Origin of the sequence: Bacillus sp. 95MFCvi2.1 (genome assembly GCF_000374965.1) — a bacterium.
Classification (GTDB): domain Bacteria; phylum Bacillota; class Bacilli; order Bacillales; family Bacillaceae_G; genus Bacillus_A; species Bacillus_A pseudomycoides.
The window spans coordinates 346,230-362,431 of the sequence record NZ_KB895691.1; the positions used below are offsets into that span (position 1 = coordinate 346,230).

General features: G+C 37.6%; 17 protein-coding genes. 16 read left to right on the plus strand and 1 reads right to left on the minus strand.

What is annotated here, in order from left to right; translation table 11 throughout:
- Positions 1 to 4: 4 nt before the first annotated feature.
- The 7 genes from rlmN to spoVM all read left to right on the plus strand — a co-directional run bounded on the left by rlmN (position 5) and on the right by spoVM (position 6,536).
- Complete coding sequence (gene rlmN / locus C568_RS0104955; protein WP_003199662.1) at positions 5 to 1,093, plus strand: 23S rRNA (adenine(2503)-C(2))-methyltransferase RlmN; 1,089 nt, start codon at positions 5 to 7, stop codon at positions 1,091 to 1,093.
- A gap of 4 nt (positions 1,094 to 1,097) precedes the next feature.
- Entirely contained in the window at positions 1,098 to 1,850 is a 753-nt protein-coding gene (locus C568_RS0104960) for a Stp1/IreP family PP2C-type Ser/Thr phosphatase (protein WP_003199663.1), read from the plus strand.
- Between the two features lie 8 nt (positions 1,851 to 1,858).
- Entirely contained in the window at positions 1,859 to 3,829 is a 1,971-nt protein-coding gene (pknB, locus tag C568_RS0104965; protein WP_018780921.1) for a Stk1 family PASTA domain-containing Ser/Thr kinase, read from the plus strand.
- 284 nt (positions 3,830 to 4,113) lie between these two features.
- The gene (rsgA, locus tag C568_RS0104970; RefSeq protein ID WP_003199670.1) at positions 4,114 to 4,995 is read left to right on the plus strand and encodes a ribosome small subunit-dependent GTPase A; all 882 of its coding nucleotides are present in this window, start codon (positions 4,114 to 4,116) and stop codon (positions 4,993 to 4,995) included.
- 2 nt (positions 4,996 to 4,997) lie between these two features.
- Positions 4,998 to 5,642, plus strand: a complete 645-nt coding sequence (gene rpe / locus C568_RS0104975; protein WP_003199671.1) for a ribulose-phosphate 3-epimerase — start codon at positions 4,998 to 5,000, stop codon at positions 5,640 to 5,642.
- A 105-nt stretch (positions 5,643 to 5,747) separates the two neighbouring features.
- The gene (locus C568_RS0104980) at positions 5,748 to 6,389 is read left to right on the plus strand and encodes a thiamine diphosphokinase (protein WP_018764724.1); all 642 of its coding nucleotides are present in this window, start codon (positions 5,748 to 5,750) and stop codon (positions 6,387 to 6,389) included.
- A 66-nt stretch (positions 6,390 to 6,455) separates the two neighbouring features.
- On the plus strand, positions 6,456 to 6,536 hold the full coding sequence (spoVM, locus tag C568_RS30450; protein ID WP_001213600.1) for a stage V sporulation protein SpoVM: 81 nt from the start codon (positions 6,456 to 6,458) through the stop codon (positions 6,534 to 6,536).
- 71 nt (positions 6,537 to 6,607) lie between these two features.
- On the opposite strand, the gene rpmB is transcribed toward spoVM, so the two are convergent.
- Positions 6,608 to 6,796, minus strand: coding sequence for a 50S ribosomal protein L28 (gene rpmB / locus C568_RS0104990; RefSeq protein WP_000124776.1), 189 nt, complete (start codon positions 6,794 to 6,796; stop codon positions 6,608 to 6,610).
- Positions 6,797 to 7,174: 378 nt separating this feature from the next.
- Between rpmB and C568_RS0104995 the strand changes: the two genes are divergently transcribed.
- The 9 genes from C568_RS0104995 to rncS all read left to right on the plus strand — a co-directional run bounded on the left by C568_RS0104995 (position 7,175) and on the right by rncS (position 16,185).
- The gene (locus tag C568_RS0104995) at positions 7,175 to 7,537 is read left to right on the plus strand and encodes an Asp23/Gls24 family envelope stress response protein (RefSeq protein ID WP_000021111.1); all 363 of its coding nucleotides are present in this window, start codon (positions 7,175 to 7,177) and stop codon (positions 7,535 to 7,537) included.
- A 22-nt stretch (positions 7,538 to 7,559) separates the two neighbouring features.
- Positions 7,560 to 9,236 (plus strand): DAK2 domain-containing protein, encoded by a 1,677-nt coding sequence (locus tag C568_RS0105000; protein ID WP_018780922.1) that lies wholly within the window; start codon positions 7,560 to 7,562, stop codon positions 9,234 to 9,236.
- Between the two features lie 425 nt (positions 9,237 to 9,661).
- Positions 9,662 to 11,710: an ATP-dependent DNA helicase RecG gene (recG, locus tag C568_RS0105005; RefSeq protein WP_018764722.1), complete on the plus strand. Its 2,049-nt coding sequence runs from the start codon at positions 9,662 to 9,664 to the stop codon at positions 11,708 to 11,710.
- Positions 11,711 to 11,801: 91 nt separating this feature from the next.
- Complete coding sequence (fapR, locus tag C568_RS0105010; RefSeq protein WP_003199443.1) at positions 11,802 to 12,395, plus strand: transcription factor FapR; 594 nt, start codon at positions 11,802 to 11,804, stop codon at positions 12,393 to 12,395.
- Entirely contained in the window at positions 12,392 to 13,384 is a 993-nt protein-coding gene (gene plsX, locus C568_RS0105015) for a phosphate acyltransferase PlsX (protein ID WP_018780923.1), read from the plus strand. The genes fapR and plsX overlap by 4 nt, the downstream gene beginning before the upstream one ends.
- Positions 13,385 to 13,398: 14 nt before the next feature.
- Positions 13,399 to 14,349 carry an ACP S-malonyltransferase gene (gene fabD, locus C568_RS0105020; RefSeq protein WP_003208176.1) on the plus strand — a complete coding sequence of 317 codons (951 nt, stop codon included), beginning with the start codon at positions 13,399 to 13,401 and terminating at the stop codon, positions 14,347 to 14,349.
- Entirely contained in the window at positions 14,343 to 15,083 is a 741-nt protein-coding gene (gene fabG, locus C568_RS0105025) for a 3-oxoacyl-[acyl-carrier-protein] reductase (protein WP_016115974.1), read from the plus strand. The genes fabD and fabG overlap by 7 nt, the downstream gene beginning before the upstream one ends.
- A gap of 71 nt (positions 15,084 to 15,154) precedes the next feature.
- Entirely contained in the window at positions 15,155 to 15,388 is a 234-nt protein-coding gene (gene acpP / locus C568_RS0105030; protein WP_000786062.1) for an acyl carrier protein, read from the plus strand.
- 59 nt (positions 15,389 to 15,447) lie between these two features.
- Entirely contained in the window at positions 15,448 to 16,185 is a 738-nt protein-coding gene (gene rncS, locus C568_RS0105035) for a ribonuclease III (RefSeq protein ID WP_018780924.1), read from the plus strand.
- The last annotated feature ends 17 nt before the right edge of the window (positions 16,186 to 16,202 follow it).

The following is a 16,202-nucleotide window of genomic DNA, read 5'->3' on the forward strand; positions in this document are numbered from 1 at the left end:
CATCATGGAAACGACTGTAAAAAAACAAAAGAAAGATTTAGAAACAAAAAAAACATCTATTTACTCTTTACAACTTCATGAAATGCAAAATTGGTTAAAGGAACAAGGTGAACCGAAATTCCGCGCAGGTCAAATTTTTGATTGGCTATATAAAAAGCGTGTAAAAAATTATGAGGATATGACAAATCTTTCAAAAGGATTGCGTGATAAATTGTCGAATTCCTTTGATATTACTACTTTAAATACATTAGTAAAGCAAACATCTTCTGATGGGACAATTAAGTTTTTATTCCAATTATATGATGGGTATTCTATCGAAACAGTATTAATGCGACATGAATATGGAAATTCCATTTGTGTAACAACACAGGTAGGTTGCCGAATTGGTTGTACATTCTGTGCATCAACACTAGGTGGTTTAAAGCGAAACCTGGAGGCTGGAGAAATCGTAGCGCAAGTAGTAGAGGTTCAACGTGCGCTTGATGAGACAGATGAGCGCGTGAGTTCTCTTGTTGTAATGGGAATTGGAGAGCCGTTTGATAACTACGATAACTTAATGTCGTTTTTACGCATTATTAACCATGAAAAAGGAATTCATATTGGTGCACGTCATATGACGGTTTCAACAAGTGGAATCATCCCGAAAATTTATAAGTTTGCTGAAGAGGATATGCAAATTAACTTTGCGATTTCATTGCACGCTCCAAATACAGAATTACGCTCAAAATTAATGCCGATTAACCGTGCTTATAAGCTGCCTGACTTAATGGAAGCTATTAAATACTATGTAAATAGAACCGGGCGTCGCATTACGTTTGAATATGGCTTATTTGGAGGAGAAAACGACCAAGTTGAGCATGCCGAAGAATTGGCTCAACTTTTAAAAGGTGTAAAATGTCATGTGAACTTAATTCCGGTAAACTATGTACCAGAACGCGATTACGTAAGAACACCACGTGAACAAATTTTCTTATTTGAAAAAACGTTGAAAGACCGTGGAGTGAATGTAACGATTCGCCGTGAACAAGGTCATGATATTGATGCTGCCTGCGGTCAGTTGCGTGCAAAGGAGCGCAAAGAAGAGACGAGGTGACAAGATGAAAGCCGTGTTTCTATCGGATAAAGGGAAAGTTCGTCAACATAATGAAGATAGTGCAGGAGTTTTTCATAATTTAGATGGAGATATTTTAGCTGTTGTAGCTGATGGAATGGGAGGTCATCGAGCAGGCGATGTTGCTAGCTCGATGGCCATTCAACTATTCCATGATTATTGGAAACAAACGTATAATATGGATACACCAAAAAAGGCCGAAGAATGGCTACATACAAACGTTGAGATGATTAACGAGAGGGTATACGAATACTCGAAGAAACATACAGAGTGTAGTGGTATGGGAACTACTGTTATTGTTGCGATTTGTACAGCGGGATTTGTAACAATTGGACACATAGGAGATAGTCGATGTTACATGTTATCAGATGATGAGATTTCACTTATAACTGAAGACCATTCACTTGTAAATGAACTTGTTAGATATGGTGAGATTTCAAAAGAGGATGCAGAGTATCATCCAAAAAAGAATTTGCTTTTACGAGCGCTTGGAACAGAAGAAAAAGTTGGATTAGATGTTAAAACATTAGTGTTAGAAGAAAATGATCAACTGCTTCTTTGCTCTGACGGATTATCAAATAAAGTTGCTATGGATGATATGCGAAAGATTTTGCAATTAAACGAACAACTCGAGACAAAGGGAGAACATCTTGTTCAACTTGCGAATGATCGTGGGGGAGAAGATAATATTACCCTTGTCATTGTTGATTATGCGGATTCGGCAAACGAAAGTAGGTGAATTACAACGTGCTGATTGGAAAACGCCTAAACGACCGTTATAAGCTACTGAAAATGATCGGTGGCGGAGGGATGGCCAATGTATATTTGGCTCATGATGATATACTAGGCCGAGATGTAGCGGTAAAAATATTAAGACTCGATTATGCAAATAATGATGAGTTTATTAAACGTTTCCATCGAGAAGCGCAATCTGTTACAACGTTGTCGCATCCAAATATTGTGAATATGTATGATGTTGGGGAAGAAGATGGAATTTATTATCTTGTTATGGAATATGTACCTGGACAAACATTAAAGCAATACATAACGCAGCGTGGAATGTTACCGATAGGAGAAGCTCTTGATATTATGGAGCAGTTAACATCTGCAATGGCACATGCGCATCATTTTGAAATTGTCCATAGAGATATAAAGCCACATAACATCTTAATTCGGAATGATGGAGTCGTGAAGGTGACAGACTTTGGGATTGCGACTGCTACAAGTGCAACGGCGATAACGCATACGAACTCAGTGCTTGGTTCGGTCCATTACTTGTCACCAGAGCAAGCACGTGGAGGGATAGCGAATAAACAATCGGATATTTATTCGCTTGGTATTGTTATGTTTGAATTACTAACAGGGCGACAACCTTTCTCAGGAGAGTCTGCAGTTGCGATCGCTTTAAAACATTTACAGAATGAAACACCATCTCCAAAACGCTGGAATCCAGATATTCCGCAAAGTGTAGAAAATATTATTTTAAAAGCAACTGCAAAAGATCCATTTCATCGCTATCAGTCTGCTAATGCGATGAAGAGAGATATTGAAACGGCGCTATATCCAGAACGTATTAACGAACAACCATTTTATATACCTGAAGATATGGAAGCGACGAAGGCAATTCCAATTATTCAACAAGAACAATTATTTGGAAATGTAAGCGATGAAACAATTGTATTGAATGGAAGTAAAGCGGATGAACAGATAAAAGATGAAGAAGTGAAACCGAACGAGAAAAAAAAGCGAAGTAACAAATGGCTGAAAGTGTTACTTACAACATTTTTACTTTTAGCAATCGGCACAACGTTAGCGCTGACTGTGATTCCAGGATTCTTTATTCCTAAAGACGTAAAAACTCCTGATGTGTCTGGTATGAAGTATGAGACTGCTGTTAACACTCTTGTTGAGAAAGGATTTGAAGTTGCTGAACCGAACATTGTTTATACAGATGATGTTGAAGCTGGGAAAGTAATTAAAACAAGTCCGGCAGCAGGAAGGGTTGTAAAAGAAAGGTCGAAAATTACTATCTATCAATCCGGTGGAAAAAAGAAGGATAAGATGAGTAATTTAATCGGAAAAGATTTTGATAGTTTGAAGGACGAATTGGAAGGGAAGTATAAAATTGTTGTTCGATACGATATTGAAAGCGAAAAACCAAAAGGTGAAATCGTAGAACAAAGTCCAGCAGCAGACCAAATGGTTGTGGAAGCGGAGCAAGATGTGAAAGTTTGGGTGAGTAAAGGTCCTTACCAAATTCGACCTGTTGATTTTTCTGGATGGACGGAAAATAGTGTGAATAGCTATTTAAATGAAAAGAAGCTGGTCCCAAATATAAAAAGAGAATATTCGGATACTGTTGATAAGGGACAAGTAATTTCACAATCACCAAAACCAGGAACGCCGTTAAAAGAAGGGGATAAAGTAACGATTACTGTCTCTGATGGTCCGAAGCCTAAAGTAACGAAAACAGTAAAGGTTGATAACATTTCGATTCCGTATGAGCCTCCTGCGACAGGTGAGAAAAAGCCACAAACAATTGAAATTTATAAAGAAGATATGCAGCAGAAAATGGATAAGCCGATTGAAACGCGAACAATAACAGAATCTGCTACTATTTCTTTGGAATTTGTGATTCAAGAAGGAACAAAAGGTCATTACAAAATTGTTCGAGATGGGACGACAATTATTGATAAAGAAGTGCCATATCCAGCCTAGTAAAGGTGTGTCTCCATTTGGTGGATTCCACCTTCTTTGTATGGAGAGTGGAATTTGTTGCTCTTGCCTGTTATGCTGTTAACGTAGAAGGGTAAGAAATTACGTTTTGAAATAGAAGGACAGCCATAAAAGTGAAGTGGAAATAAAGGAGAATCTGAACTGATAAATAGTCAGTTTTATCCTAGTATTCGCTGGCAGTACCCCGTCTCAATATTTTAAGGAAGGGATAACTGTATGGAGAGGCTGATAACAATTTCACTTTATATAGAATAAAGGAGAATTATATGGCAGAAGGAAAAATTGTAAAAGCTTTAAGTGGTTTTTATTATGTACAGCATGAAGGTGGCATTACACAATGCCGTGGTCGTGGTGTATTCAGAAAAAATAAAATTACACCACTTGTAGGAGATCAAGTAGTTTTTCAAGCGGAGAATCCGAATGAAGGCTATGTTTTAGAGATTTTTGAGCGGAAAAATGAACTTGTTAGGCCGCCAATTGCCAATGTTGATCAAGCAATCCTTGTTTTCTCAGCAGTTGAACCAGATTTTAACCCAGGGTTATTAGATCGATTTTTAGTATTAATTGAATATCATAACATTAAACCAATTATTTGTATCAGTAAAATGGATTTAGTAGATGAAAAAATGCGAGAAACTGTTGAATCTTATGCAAATGATTATCGTGAAATGGGATATGATGTGTTATTTACTTCTATAAATACATCGGAAAGTATTGATATTTTAAAACCATTCTTAGAAGGTTGTGTCTCAGTTGTTGCGGGGCAATCTGGTGTAGGGAAATCTTCCATGTTAAATGTATTACGCCCAGATTTAGCCCTAAAAACAGATGATATTTCATCGCATTTAGGGCGAGGGAAGCATACGACAAGGCATGTAGAATTAATTGCAGTAGGAAGCGGTCTGGTTGCAGATACACCGGGTTTTAGCTCTCTTGATTTTATTGATATCGAAGTAGAAGATCTTACGTATTGTTTTCCAGAGTTGAAAGAAGAGAGTCAATACTGTAAATTTAGAGGGTGTACACACCTTTCAGAACCGAAATGTGCAGTAAAAGCTGCGGTTGAAGAAGGGAAAATTACACAATATCGTTATGAACATTACAAACAATTTGTAGAAGAAATTAGAGAGAGAAAGCCGAGGTATTAATTATGATTAAAATTGCACCATCGATTTTATCAGCAGATTTTTCCAAACTAGGGGAAGAAATTAAAGATGTAGAAAAGGGCGGAGCGGATTATATCCATGTTGACGTAATGGATGGGCATTTTGTCCCGAACATTACAATTGGTCCATTAATTGTAGAAGCGATTCGTCCAATTACATCTTTACCATTAGATGTACACTTAATGATTGAAAACCCGGATAACTATATCCCTACTTTTGCAAAAGCTGGAGCGGATATTATTACTGTTCATGTAGAGGTGTGCCCGCATTTACATCGTACGATTCAATTAATTAAATCACATGGTATTAAAGCTGGAGTTGTATTAAATCCACATACACCAGTTTCAATGATTGAACACGTATTGGGAGATATTGATATGGTATTACTTATGACAGTAAATCCAGGATTTGGTGGACAGAAGTTTATTCACTCTGTATTACCGAAAATTAAACAAGTTGCAGAAATGGTCAAAGAGCGTAATTTACAAGTAGAAATCGAAGTTGATGGTGGTGTGAATGCTGAGACTGCGAGACTTTGTGTAGAAGCTGGAGCAAATGTTCTTGTAGCAGGATCAGCAGTGTACAATCAAAAAGACCGCGGTGAAGCAATTCGAGTAATTCGTGGATAAGGAATATAGATAAGAAAACTTTTAAGACCTGTTAGAACGGGCTAATGTGAAAAAAGCAATCTACCGACTGGCAGATTGCTTTTTTCTATAGAAGGGAAAGAAAAGATGATTATTCATATTTTAGCTGGAGGACCGGCGGAGTACTGTGCTGATTTCTCTCGGTATGAAAATGAGGAAGTAGTATGGGCTGCGGTTGATCGTGGTGTATATCGTTTGTTGCAAAGAGGAATCATACCTACTGTTGCATTTGGTGATTATGACTCAGTTACAGATGAAGAATTAGCGTGGATGCAAAAACAGACAGATGAGTTACATATTGTTCCGCGTGAAAAAGATCAAACGGATTTAGAAATTGCAATTCATTGGGCACTGGAGCAAAAGCCGGATTTGATTCGCATTTTTGGTGCTACAGGCGGAAGGCTTGATCATGGGTTAGCGAACATACAAATGCTTTTAAAAGGGCTGGAAGCACATACTGAAATGTATATCGTTGACAATAAAAATGAAATCTCTGTAAAAAAAGTAGGCACATATATAATTGAAGAAAATGAACAATTTCCATACGTATCCTTTGTGCCTGTTACGGAAATTGTAAAAGGTATTACACTTCGTGGCTTTAAATATCCTCTTACTGATAAAACGATAGAATGGGGATCGACGCTTTGTATTAGTAATGAACTCATTGCGGAAAAAGGTACTTTTTCATTTGCTTCTGGCATATTAATGGTGATAAGAAGCACTGATTGAAGAAACACTTTTGCTACTTGCATCATATAGTAAACAAGTGGAGTAATGGGGATTAGGAGGGAAACCATGAGATTTTATACAATTAAGTTACCTAAATTTCTTGGTGGAATTGTTCGCGCGGTGTTAAATACCTTTAAAAAGGACTAAAAAAGCACCATTAATGGTGCTTTTTTCATGAGGATAATAAAAAAAGAGCCTATTGGCTCTTTTTTTTATTATTAAACACGTTCGATTTTGCCAGATTTTAATGCTCTAGCAGAAACGTAAACACGTTGAACTTTACCGTCGATGCGTACGCGAACTTTTTGAAGGTTAGCGCCCCATTTACGTTTTGTAGCGTTCATTGCGTGAGAACGAGAGTTACCAGAACGAGCTTTTCTTCCAGTAATAGCACAAACACGAGCCATCTATATTTCCCTCCCTTAACTACCTTACCATACGTAATTTTTTCAATGTTAGTCTTTTATGCGATGCTAAAAACACTACTATAATTTAACACAACTAAAAAGAGAATGCAACAGTGTATAAAAAAGAAATCAAGAAAAATTACTTGACACTAAATTTCAGTAAAGAAAAGTAGAAATCAAGAAAAATCACTTGACATATTATAGTGGTACATGTTGTATAATAACAATGGACTATTTTGCTCGTCGTAGAAAAGTGTAATAATAAGTATAAAATATGAGAGCGAAAAGAAAGAACGATGGAATTTTCTTTAAAAAGATTATATGATAGTAATTAAAGTAGTCTAGCTCACTTTCACCATTTATGAAGGGGGAAAAGAGATGTCAATTGAAATTAAAACGAAGTACGGTCAAATTGATATTAGTACAGATGTAATTGCAACGATTGCTGGAGGTGCCGCGGTAGATTGCTACGGTATCGTTGGTATGGCTTCAAAAAACCAATTAAAAGATGGATTAACAGAAATTTTACGAAAAGAAAACTTCACTAGAGGCGTTATTGTTCGTAAAGACGAAGATGAAGTACATATTGATATGTATATTATTGTGAGCTATGGTACAAAAATTTCAGAGGTAGCACACAACGTCCAAACGAAAGTGAAATATACATTAGACCAAACGGTAGGACTAGCAGTAGATTCTGTAAACATCTACGTACAAGGAGTTAAAGTAATAAACTTGTAATGTGCATTAAGGAGGAAAATCTGTGTCAATTCAAAAAATTGATGGGAAACGTTTATCACAAATGATTATTCAAGGAGCGAATAACTTAACAAACAATGTTCAGCTTGTTGATGCATTAAACGTTTTTCCAGTTCCAGATGGCGATACCGGTACAAATATGAATTTATCAATGACTTCAGGCGCGCGTGAAGTAAAAGCAAACCCTTCGCAGCATGCTGGTAAAGTCGGCGTAAGTTTAGCAAAAGGATTATTAATGGGAGCTCGTGGTAACTCAGGTGTTATTTTATCTCAGTTGTTCCGTGGTTTCTCTAAATCCATTGAACAAAAAGAAGAATTAACAACAGTTGATTTTGCGGCAGCTTTAGAAGCTGGTGTAGAAACGGCGTATAAAGCGGTTATGAAGCCGATTGAAGGAACGATTTTAACAGTTGCAAGAGAAACGGGGAAATATGCAGTCACAGTTGCGAAAAAACAGCGCGACTTTGTTTTGTTTATGGAAGACGTTGTCAAAGAAGCAAATGCATCGTTAAATCGTACGCCAGATTTATTACCTGTATTAAAACAAGTTGGCGTTGTAGATAGCGGTGGTAAAGGTCTTGTTGTTGTATACGAAGGCTTTTTAGCTGATTTAAAAGGAGAAACAATTTCTTCTGATGTACCAGCACAACCATCTATGAATGAAATGGTGCGTGCGGAGCATCACCGTAGTGTACAAAGCCAATTGAGTACAGAAGATATTAAATACGGATATTGTACGGAATTTATGGTGAAATTAGAGTCTGAAAAAATGAAAGAACATAATTTCTCTGAGCAGAAATTCCGTGAAGATATTAGTGTATATGGAGATTCATTGCTTGTTGTCTCGGATGATGAAGTTGTAAAAGTTCATATTCATGCAGAACATCCTGGTGATGCGATGAACTACGGTCAACGTTATGGTAGTTTGATTAAAATTAAAGTAGAAAATATGCGCGAACAGCATACTGCTTTATTAGATGAGCCAACACCGATGCCGGAAAAAGTAATTCCAGTAAAAGAAAAGCAACCATACGGTATTGTAACTGTAGCAATGGGATCAGGTATTAAAAACCTATTCGAGAGCATTGGGGCAACACAAGTTATCGAAGGTGGTCAAACGATGAACCCAAGTACAGAGGATATCGTAAAGGCAATCGAAGAAGCGAATGCTGAAAAAATCATTATATTACCGAATAACGGGAATATTGTGATGGCAGCAGAGCAAGCGGCATCTGTTGTTGATCAAGAAGTGATTGTTGTTCGTTCAAAAACTGTTCCTCAAGGAATGGCTGCAATGTTAGCATTTAATCCAGTTGGAACGTTAGAAGAAAACGAAAAGAACATGCAAGAAGCACTAGCACATGTGAAAACAGGTCAAATTACGTATGCAGTTCGTGATACGGAAATTGACGGTGTAGCGATTCAAAAAAATGATTTCATGTGTATTGCAGATGGGAAAATTGTATCTACAAATGCTAAAAAAGTAGATGCAGCGAAGCAATTGCTAGAAAGTATGATTGATGAAGATTCTGAGATTGTAACGATCTTGCAAGGTGAAGATGCAACAGATGAAGAAGTTGCAGAGTTAGTTGCATTTGTAGAAGAGAAGTTTGAAGATGTAGAGGTAGAAGTTCACCAAGGAAATCAACCTGTATATTCTTTCATATTCTCTGTAGAATAAAGGGAATTTCTTTTTTGCATAGAGATGAATGGTTTTACTTGCTAATGAGCAAGAACTAGCGATAATCTATCGTCAGTGGTTCTTTTTCAAAAGGCTAGCATAATGACGATAAAAAAGAGCCTTGCTGCTATAGTAAGGCTCTTTTTTATCGCATATCTTTCTTTGGAATATACATAATTTGATAAAAGATTTCGCAAAGTTTAATCAAGTAGGTATTTAGGTTAATGAAAGGGTCATTATATATGGCTGATAATGTATAAGGGTAGTTTCCTTGAGAATGCCTATGATAGAATAGAAAAGGCAGAAGAGAACGATTACAAGTTAGGATAGTAAATGTATAAGTTATATGGAATTGTATATCCATATATGCATGAAGTATATACGCGAGTAAAAATAAGAAAATGATGTGACGGAGCGTGAAAATCTTGAGTGAAGTTGTGCAAGTTCCTGTTACGGATGTAAAAGGAATCGGGGAAGAGACATCTGAATTATTACATGAGATGGGGATTTATACAGTTTCCCATCTATTAGAGCATTTTCCGTACCGTTATGAAGACTACGCGATGAAAGATTTGGCAGAAGTGAAACATGAAGAGCGTGTAACAGTGGAAGGAAAGGTGCATAGTGCTCCTTTATTACAATATTACGGGAAAAAGAAATCGCGTCTTACTGTTCGCGTACTTGTTGGCCGTTATTTAATTACGGCTGTATGTTTTAATAGACCGTATTATAAGCAAAAGTTAAAGCTTGATGAAACGGTGACGATTACTGGTAAATGGGATCAGCATCGTCAAACGATTTCTATATCCGAGCTTCACTTTGGTCCAGTCGTACGTCAGCAAGAAGTGGAACCTGTGTATTCAGTAAAAGGAAAATTAACAGTAAAACAAATGCGACGTTTTATTGCACAAGCTTTAAAAGAGTATGGTTCCTCTATAGAAGAAATGTTGCCAGATGGTTTGTTAGGGCGTTATAAATTATTACCGCGTTATGAAGCGCTTCGAGCGCTCCATTTTCCAGTTGGTCAAGAAGATTTAAAACAAGCACGTCGTCGATTTGTATATGAAGAATTTTTCTTATTCCAGCTCAAAATGCAAGCGTTGCGTAAAATGGAAAGAGAGAGTTCGAAGGGGACGAAAAAAGATATTTCAATGAAAGAATTAGAAGAGTTCACTGATGCACTTCCGTTCCCGCTTACTGGCGCACAGCGTCGCGTTGTTTCTGAGATTATAAAAGATATGCAGTCTCCGTACCGGATGAATCGGTTATTACAAGGGGATGTTGGATCAGGAAAAACAGTTGTAGCTGCAATTGCTCTTTATGCAGCGAAACTTGCACATTATCAAGGTGCGTTAATGGTCCCTACAGAAATTTTAGCTGAGCAACATTATCAATCGCTAGCAGAGACGTTCTCGCATTTTAATATGAATGTGGAATTGTTAACGAGTTCAGTTAAGGGGGCACGTCGTCGTGAAGTTTTAGCGAAACTTGAACAAGGAGAAATAGATATTCTTGTTGGGACACATGCTTTAATTCAGGATGAAGTCATTTTCCATAGACTTGGACTTGTTATTACTGACGAACAACACCGTTTTGGTGTAGCGCAGCGCCGCGTTTTACGAGAGAAAGGTGAAAGTCCAGATGTGTTGTTTATGACAGCAACACCGATTCCTCGTACATTGGCGATTACTGCTTTTGGAGAGATGGATGTTTCTATTATTGATGAAATGCCTGCTGGGCGTAAAGTGATTGAAACGTATTGGGCAAAACATGATATGTTAGAACGTGTCCTTGGTTTCGTGGAAAAGGAAGTGAATAAGGGGAGACAAGCTTATGTAATTTGTCCGCTTATTGAAGAATCTGAGAAGCTTGATGTGCAAAATGCAATTGATTTGCATAGTATGCTGATGCATCACTATCAAGGAAAGTTTCAGGTTGGATTAATGCACGGACGTTTATCTTCTCAAGAAAAAGAAGATGTAATGGAGAAATTTAGTGAAAATAAAGTGCAAATTCTTGTTTCAACAACTGTAGTTGAGGTTGGTGTCAACGTGCCGAATGCAACGGTTATGGTAATTTATGATGCGGAGCGCTTTGGTTTATCGCAATTGCATCAGCTTCGAGGTCGTGTTGGCCGTGGGAGTGAGCAGTCGTATTGTTTGTTAATTGCAGATCCGAAATCGGAAACTGGGAAAGAACGCATGCGCATTATGACAGAAACAAATGATGGATTTGTATTGTCGGAAAAAGATTTAGAGTTACGTGGTCCTGGAGATTTCTTTGGAAGTAAACAAAGTGGTCTACCAGAGTTTAAGGTAGCTGATATGGTACATGATTATCGAGCGTTGGAAACGGCGAGACAAGATGCGGCCGTGCTGGTTGATTCTGAAGCGTTTTGGCACAACGAGCAGTATGCTGCATTACGCGTATATCTTGAAGGAGCAGGTGTGTTTCAAGGAGAAAAGCTCGATTAAAAATGGAATGTGCAAATTTTTTTGTTGCATTCTACTTTTAATGATTATATACTACTGTTAGTACCTAGTCATAAAAAACGGATGGTGCGGTATGAAAAAAAGAAAAAGTAAGAAAGAAAGACAAGTATTATTACAACAAACAATAGAAACGAATCCTTTCATAACGGATGAAGAGTTAGCAGAGCAGTTTCAAGTAAGTATACAAACTGTTCGCCTTGATCGAATGGAATTATCGATTCCTGAGTTAAGAGAGCGAATTAAACATGTGGCAACGAAACAGCATGAAGAAGATGTAAAATCTTTACCGTTAGAAGAGGTAGTTGGAGAAATTATTGATATAGAATTAGATAGACATGCAATTTCTATTTTTGAAGTGAAGATGGAGCATGTATTTAAAAGAAATCAAATTGCGCGTGGGCACCATTTGTTTGCTCAAGCGAACTCACTAGCTGTTGCAGTTATTGATGAAGAATTAGCTTTAACTGCAAAGTCTACCATTCGATATATTCGTCCTGTAAAATTAGGAGAACGTGTTGTTGCAAAAGCCCGCGTTGAAGATGTGGAGAATGATAAAGGACGGACGGTTGTCAAAGTGCATAGCTTTGTTGGCGAAGAACTTGTTTTTACAGGCACTTTTGAAATGTATCGATCTAGTAATTATAGTGAGGAAGGTAACAATTTATGAAAATCGCAATAGATGCAATGGGTGGCGATCACGCTCCAAAAGCAGCTGTATTAGGAGCAATGAAAGCTATTAAGGAATATTCAGATTTACATATTACTTTGGTAGGAAAAGAAGAGGAGATTCGTCAGTATTTAACAAGCGAAGAGCGTATTACTGTACTTCATACAGATGAAAAGATTGAAGGGACAGATGAACCAGTAAGAGCTGTTCGTCGGAAAAAGCAAGCTTCAATGGTACTTGCAGCGCAGCAAGTAAAAGAAGGTGTAGCCAATGCTTGTATATCAGCAGGTAACACAGGGGCTTTAATGGCAGCTGGATTGTTTGTGGTAGGACGTATGGAAGGGATTGAACGTCCAGCGTTATCTCCTACAATGCCAACAATTGATGGGAAAGGTTTTGTTATGTTAGACGTTGGAGCAAATGTTGACGCGAAGCCAATTCATTTATATCAATATGCGGTAATGGGTTCTATTTACGCTGAGAAAGTAAGAGGAATTAACAATCCGCGTGTTGGTCTTTTGAATGTCGGGACAGAAGATGGCAAAGGAAACGAACTTTCAAAACAAGTATTCGCTATGCTAAAAGATGCGCCAATTAATTTTGTTGGAAACGTTGAGTCAAGAGACCTATTACAAGGTGTGGCAGATGTAGTTGTATGCGATGGTTTTACTGGAAACGTAGCATTAAAATCATTAGAAGGAACTGCACTAGCATTATTTTCTATGTTAAAAGAACAATTAATGAGTTCGTTCACAAGTAAATTAGCAGCGGCAGTATTAAAACCGAAGCTGATGATATTAAAAGATAAAATGGATTATTCGGAGTATGGCGGAGCAGCATTGTTTGGATTAAAAGCTCCTGTCATTAAGGCTCATGGATCTTCTAATGATCAATCGATTTTTAGTGCGATTCGTCAAACTAGAGAAATGGTAGCGAAAGAAGTCATTCCTACAATTTCAAGTGTAATGGAGAAAGAGCCGCTTCAATAAGAGGAGGGTTTGAAATGGGAAAACTAGCATTTCTTTTTCCGGGCCAAGGTTCACAGGCGGTTGGAATGGGACAGCAATTAGCAGGGAATAATAAAGAGGTTGCAAAAATATTTCAAAAAGCGGATGAAGTTTTACAGGAGTCTCTTTCATCATTAATTTTTGAAGGACCTCAGGAGAAGCTAACATTAACGACAAATGCGCAACCAGCACTATTAACGACAAGTATTGCAATCTTAACAGCTTTGAAACAATATGATATTACGCCTGATTATGTTGCTGGCCATAGCTTAGGTGAGTATAGCGCGCTTGTTGCAGCGGGAGCATTAACATTTGAAGATGCTGTTTACGCTGTAAGAAAACGTGGTGAATATATGGAAGAAGCTGTGCCAAGCGGAGAAGGTGCAATGGCCGCTATTTTAGGGGCAGATCCAGATGTTCTGAAACAAGTTACAGAAGAAGTAACGAGTGAAGGTCATGCTGTGCAAATTGCTAATATGAATAGTACGAAGCAAATCGTTATCTCTGGAACGAAACGAGGAGTAGAACTCGCTTCTCAAAAAGTGAAAGAAAATGGTGCAAAACGAGCAATTCCGCTTCGTGTGAGCGGTCCGTTCCATTCTTCATTAATGAAACCAGCAGCTGAGAAGTTTCAAAATGTTTTAAATGAAATTACAATTCAAGATGCAAACATTCCAGTTGTTGCAAACGTTACGGCTAATTGCGTTAATCGCAGTGAAGATATTCAAGAAAAGCTAATTGAACAGCTCTATTCACCTGTTTTATGGTACCCATCTATTGAACAGATGGTAGAACAAGGTGTAGATACATTTATTGAAATTGGTCCCGGGAAAGTTCTTGCTGGTCTTATGAAATCAATTGCTCCATCTGCAAAGGTATATGCGATATATGATGAAGAGACATTGAAAGATACCATTTCAAGTTTGAGAGGAGAAAGCGGATGTTAAAAGGGAAAGTTGCATTAGTAACAGGTGCATCACGTGGAATTGGCCGCGCAATTGCAATTGATTTAGCGAAGCAAGGGGCAACAGTTGTAGTTAACTATGCTGGTAATGAGCAAAAAGCAAATGAAGTAGTTGATGAAATAAAAAAACTTGGTTCAGAAGCAATCGCAGTGAGAGCAGACGTTGCTAATGTTGAAGAAGTTACAAACCTGGTAAAACACACTGTGGATACATTTGGACGAGTTGATATTCTTGTGAATAATGCAGGGGTAACAAGAGATAATTTATTAATGCGTATGAAAGAAGAAGAATGGGATACAGTTATTGATACAAACTTAAAAGGTGTATTCTTATGTACGAAAGCAGTATCTCGTTACATGATGCGTCAGCGTCATGGTCGTATTATTAATATTGCTTCTGTTGTGGGTGTTACAGGGAATCCCGGTCAAGCAAATTACGTTGCAGCAAAAGCTGGGGTAATTGGATTGACAAAGACTTCCGCAAAAGAATTGGCTAGCCGAAATATAACAGTAAATGCAATTGCTCCAGGGTTTATTGCTACTGATATGACAGATGTATTAGGCGAAAACGTAAAAGAGGAAATGTTAAAATTAATCCCTGCTGCTAAGTTTGGAGAAGCGCAAGATATTGCGAATGCTGTAACATTTTTTGCTGCTGATCACAGCAAATATATTACAGGACAAACATTACATGTTGATGGTGGTATGGTAATGTAATAAAAGAAACGATTTCACCTAGTTTTTTTGTGAAATATTTAATATAATATTTGAGGGGAGGTGAATGAATTATGGCAGATGTTTTAGAGCGTGTAACGAAAATTATCGTGGATCGTTTAGGAGTAGAAGAAACAGAAGTAGTACCAGCTGCAAGCTTTAAAGAAGATTTAGGTGCAGACTCCCTAGATGTAGTTGAACTTGTAATGCAATTGGAAGATGAGTTTGAAATGGAAATTTCTGATGAAGATGCAGAAAAAATTGCTACTGTTGGCGATGCTGTGACTTACATAGAGAGTCATCTATAATGTTTGAGTGAAGTCCCGTTTTATAGCGGGGCTTTCTCGGCTTATATCTGGAGGGACCTATGCCGTACCGAAAATATAGAGAAAAAAAATATGAAACAAAATATCGTGAAGCTTTTAAAATGTTTCAACAAAAAATAGGTATTACGTTTACAGACGAAAAATTATTAATTCAAGCATTTACGCATTCATCGTATGTGAATGAGCATCGAAAAAAGCCACATGAAGACAATGAACGTCTAGAATTTCTTGGAGACGCTGTATTAGAATTAACTGTATCACAGTATTTGTTTCAAAAATATCCGACAATGAGCGAAGGAGAGCTAACAAAGTTGCGTGCAGCTGTTGTATGTGAACCATCTCTTGTCCGCTTTGCGAATGAATTGTCATTTGGTAACCTTGTTTTACTAGGAAAAGGTGAAGAAATGACAGGTGGACGTGAACGACCAGCTTTATTAGCGGATGTCTTTGAAGCGTTTATTGGTGCCCTTTATCTTGATCAAGGGTTGGAGACAGTTTGGGAATTCTTAAAAGAAATTGTATATCCAAAAATTAATGAAGGTGCTTTTTCTCATGTGATGGATTATAAGAGTCAACTACAAGAATTAATTCAGCGTGATGGTAGCGGTAATATTGAATATCAAATTTTGCAAGAAAAAGGACCTGCTCACAATCGAGAGTTTGTGTCACGTGTTACATTAAGTGGCGTGGCTCTAGGTCTTGGTAGCGGTAAGTCGAAAAAAGAAGCAGAGCAACAAGCTGCTTCAGAGGCGTTGAAAAAGTTAAAAGAACAATCATAAGGAATCCCCCTTTACAT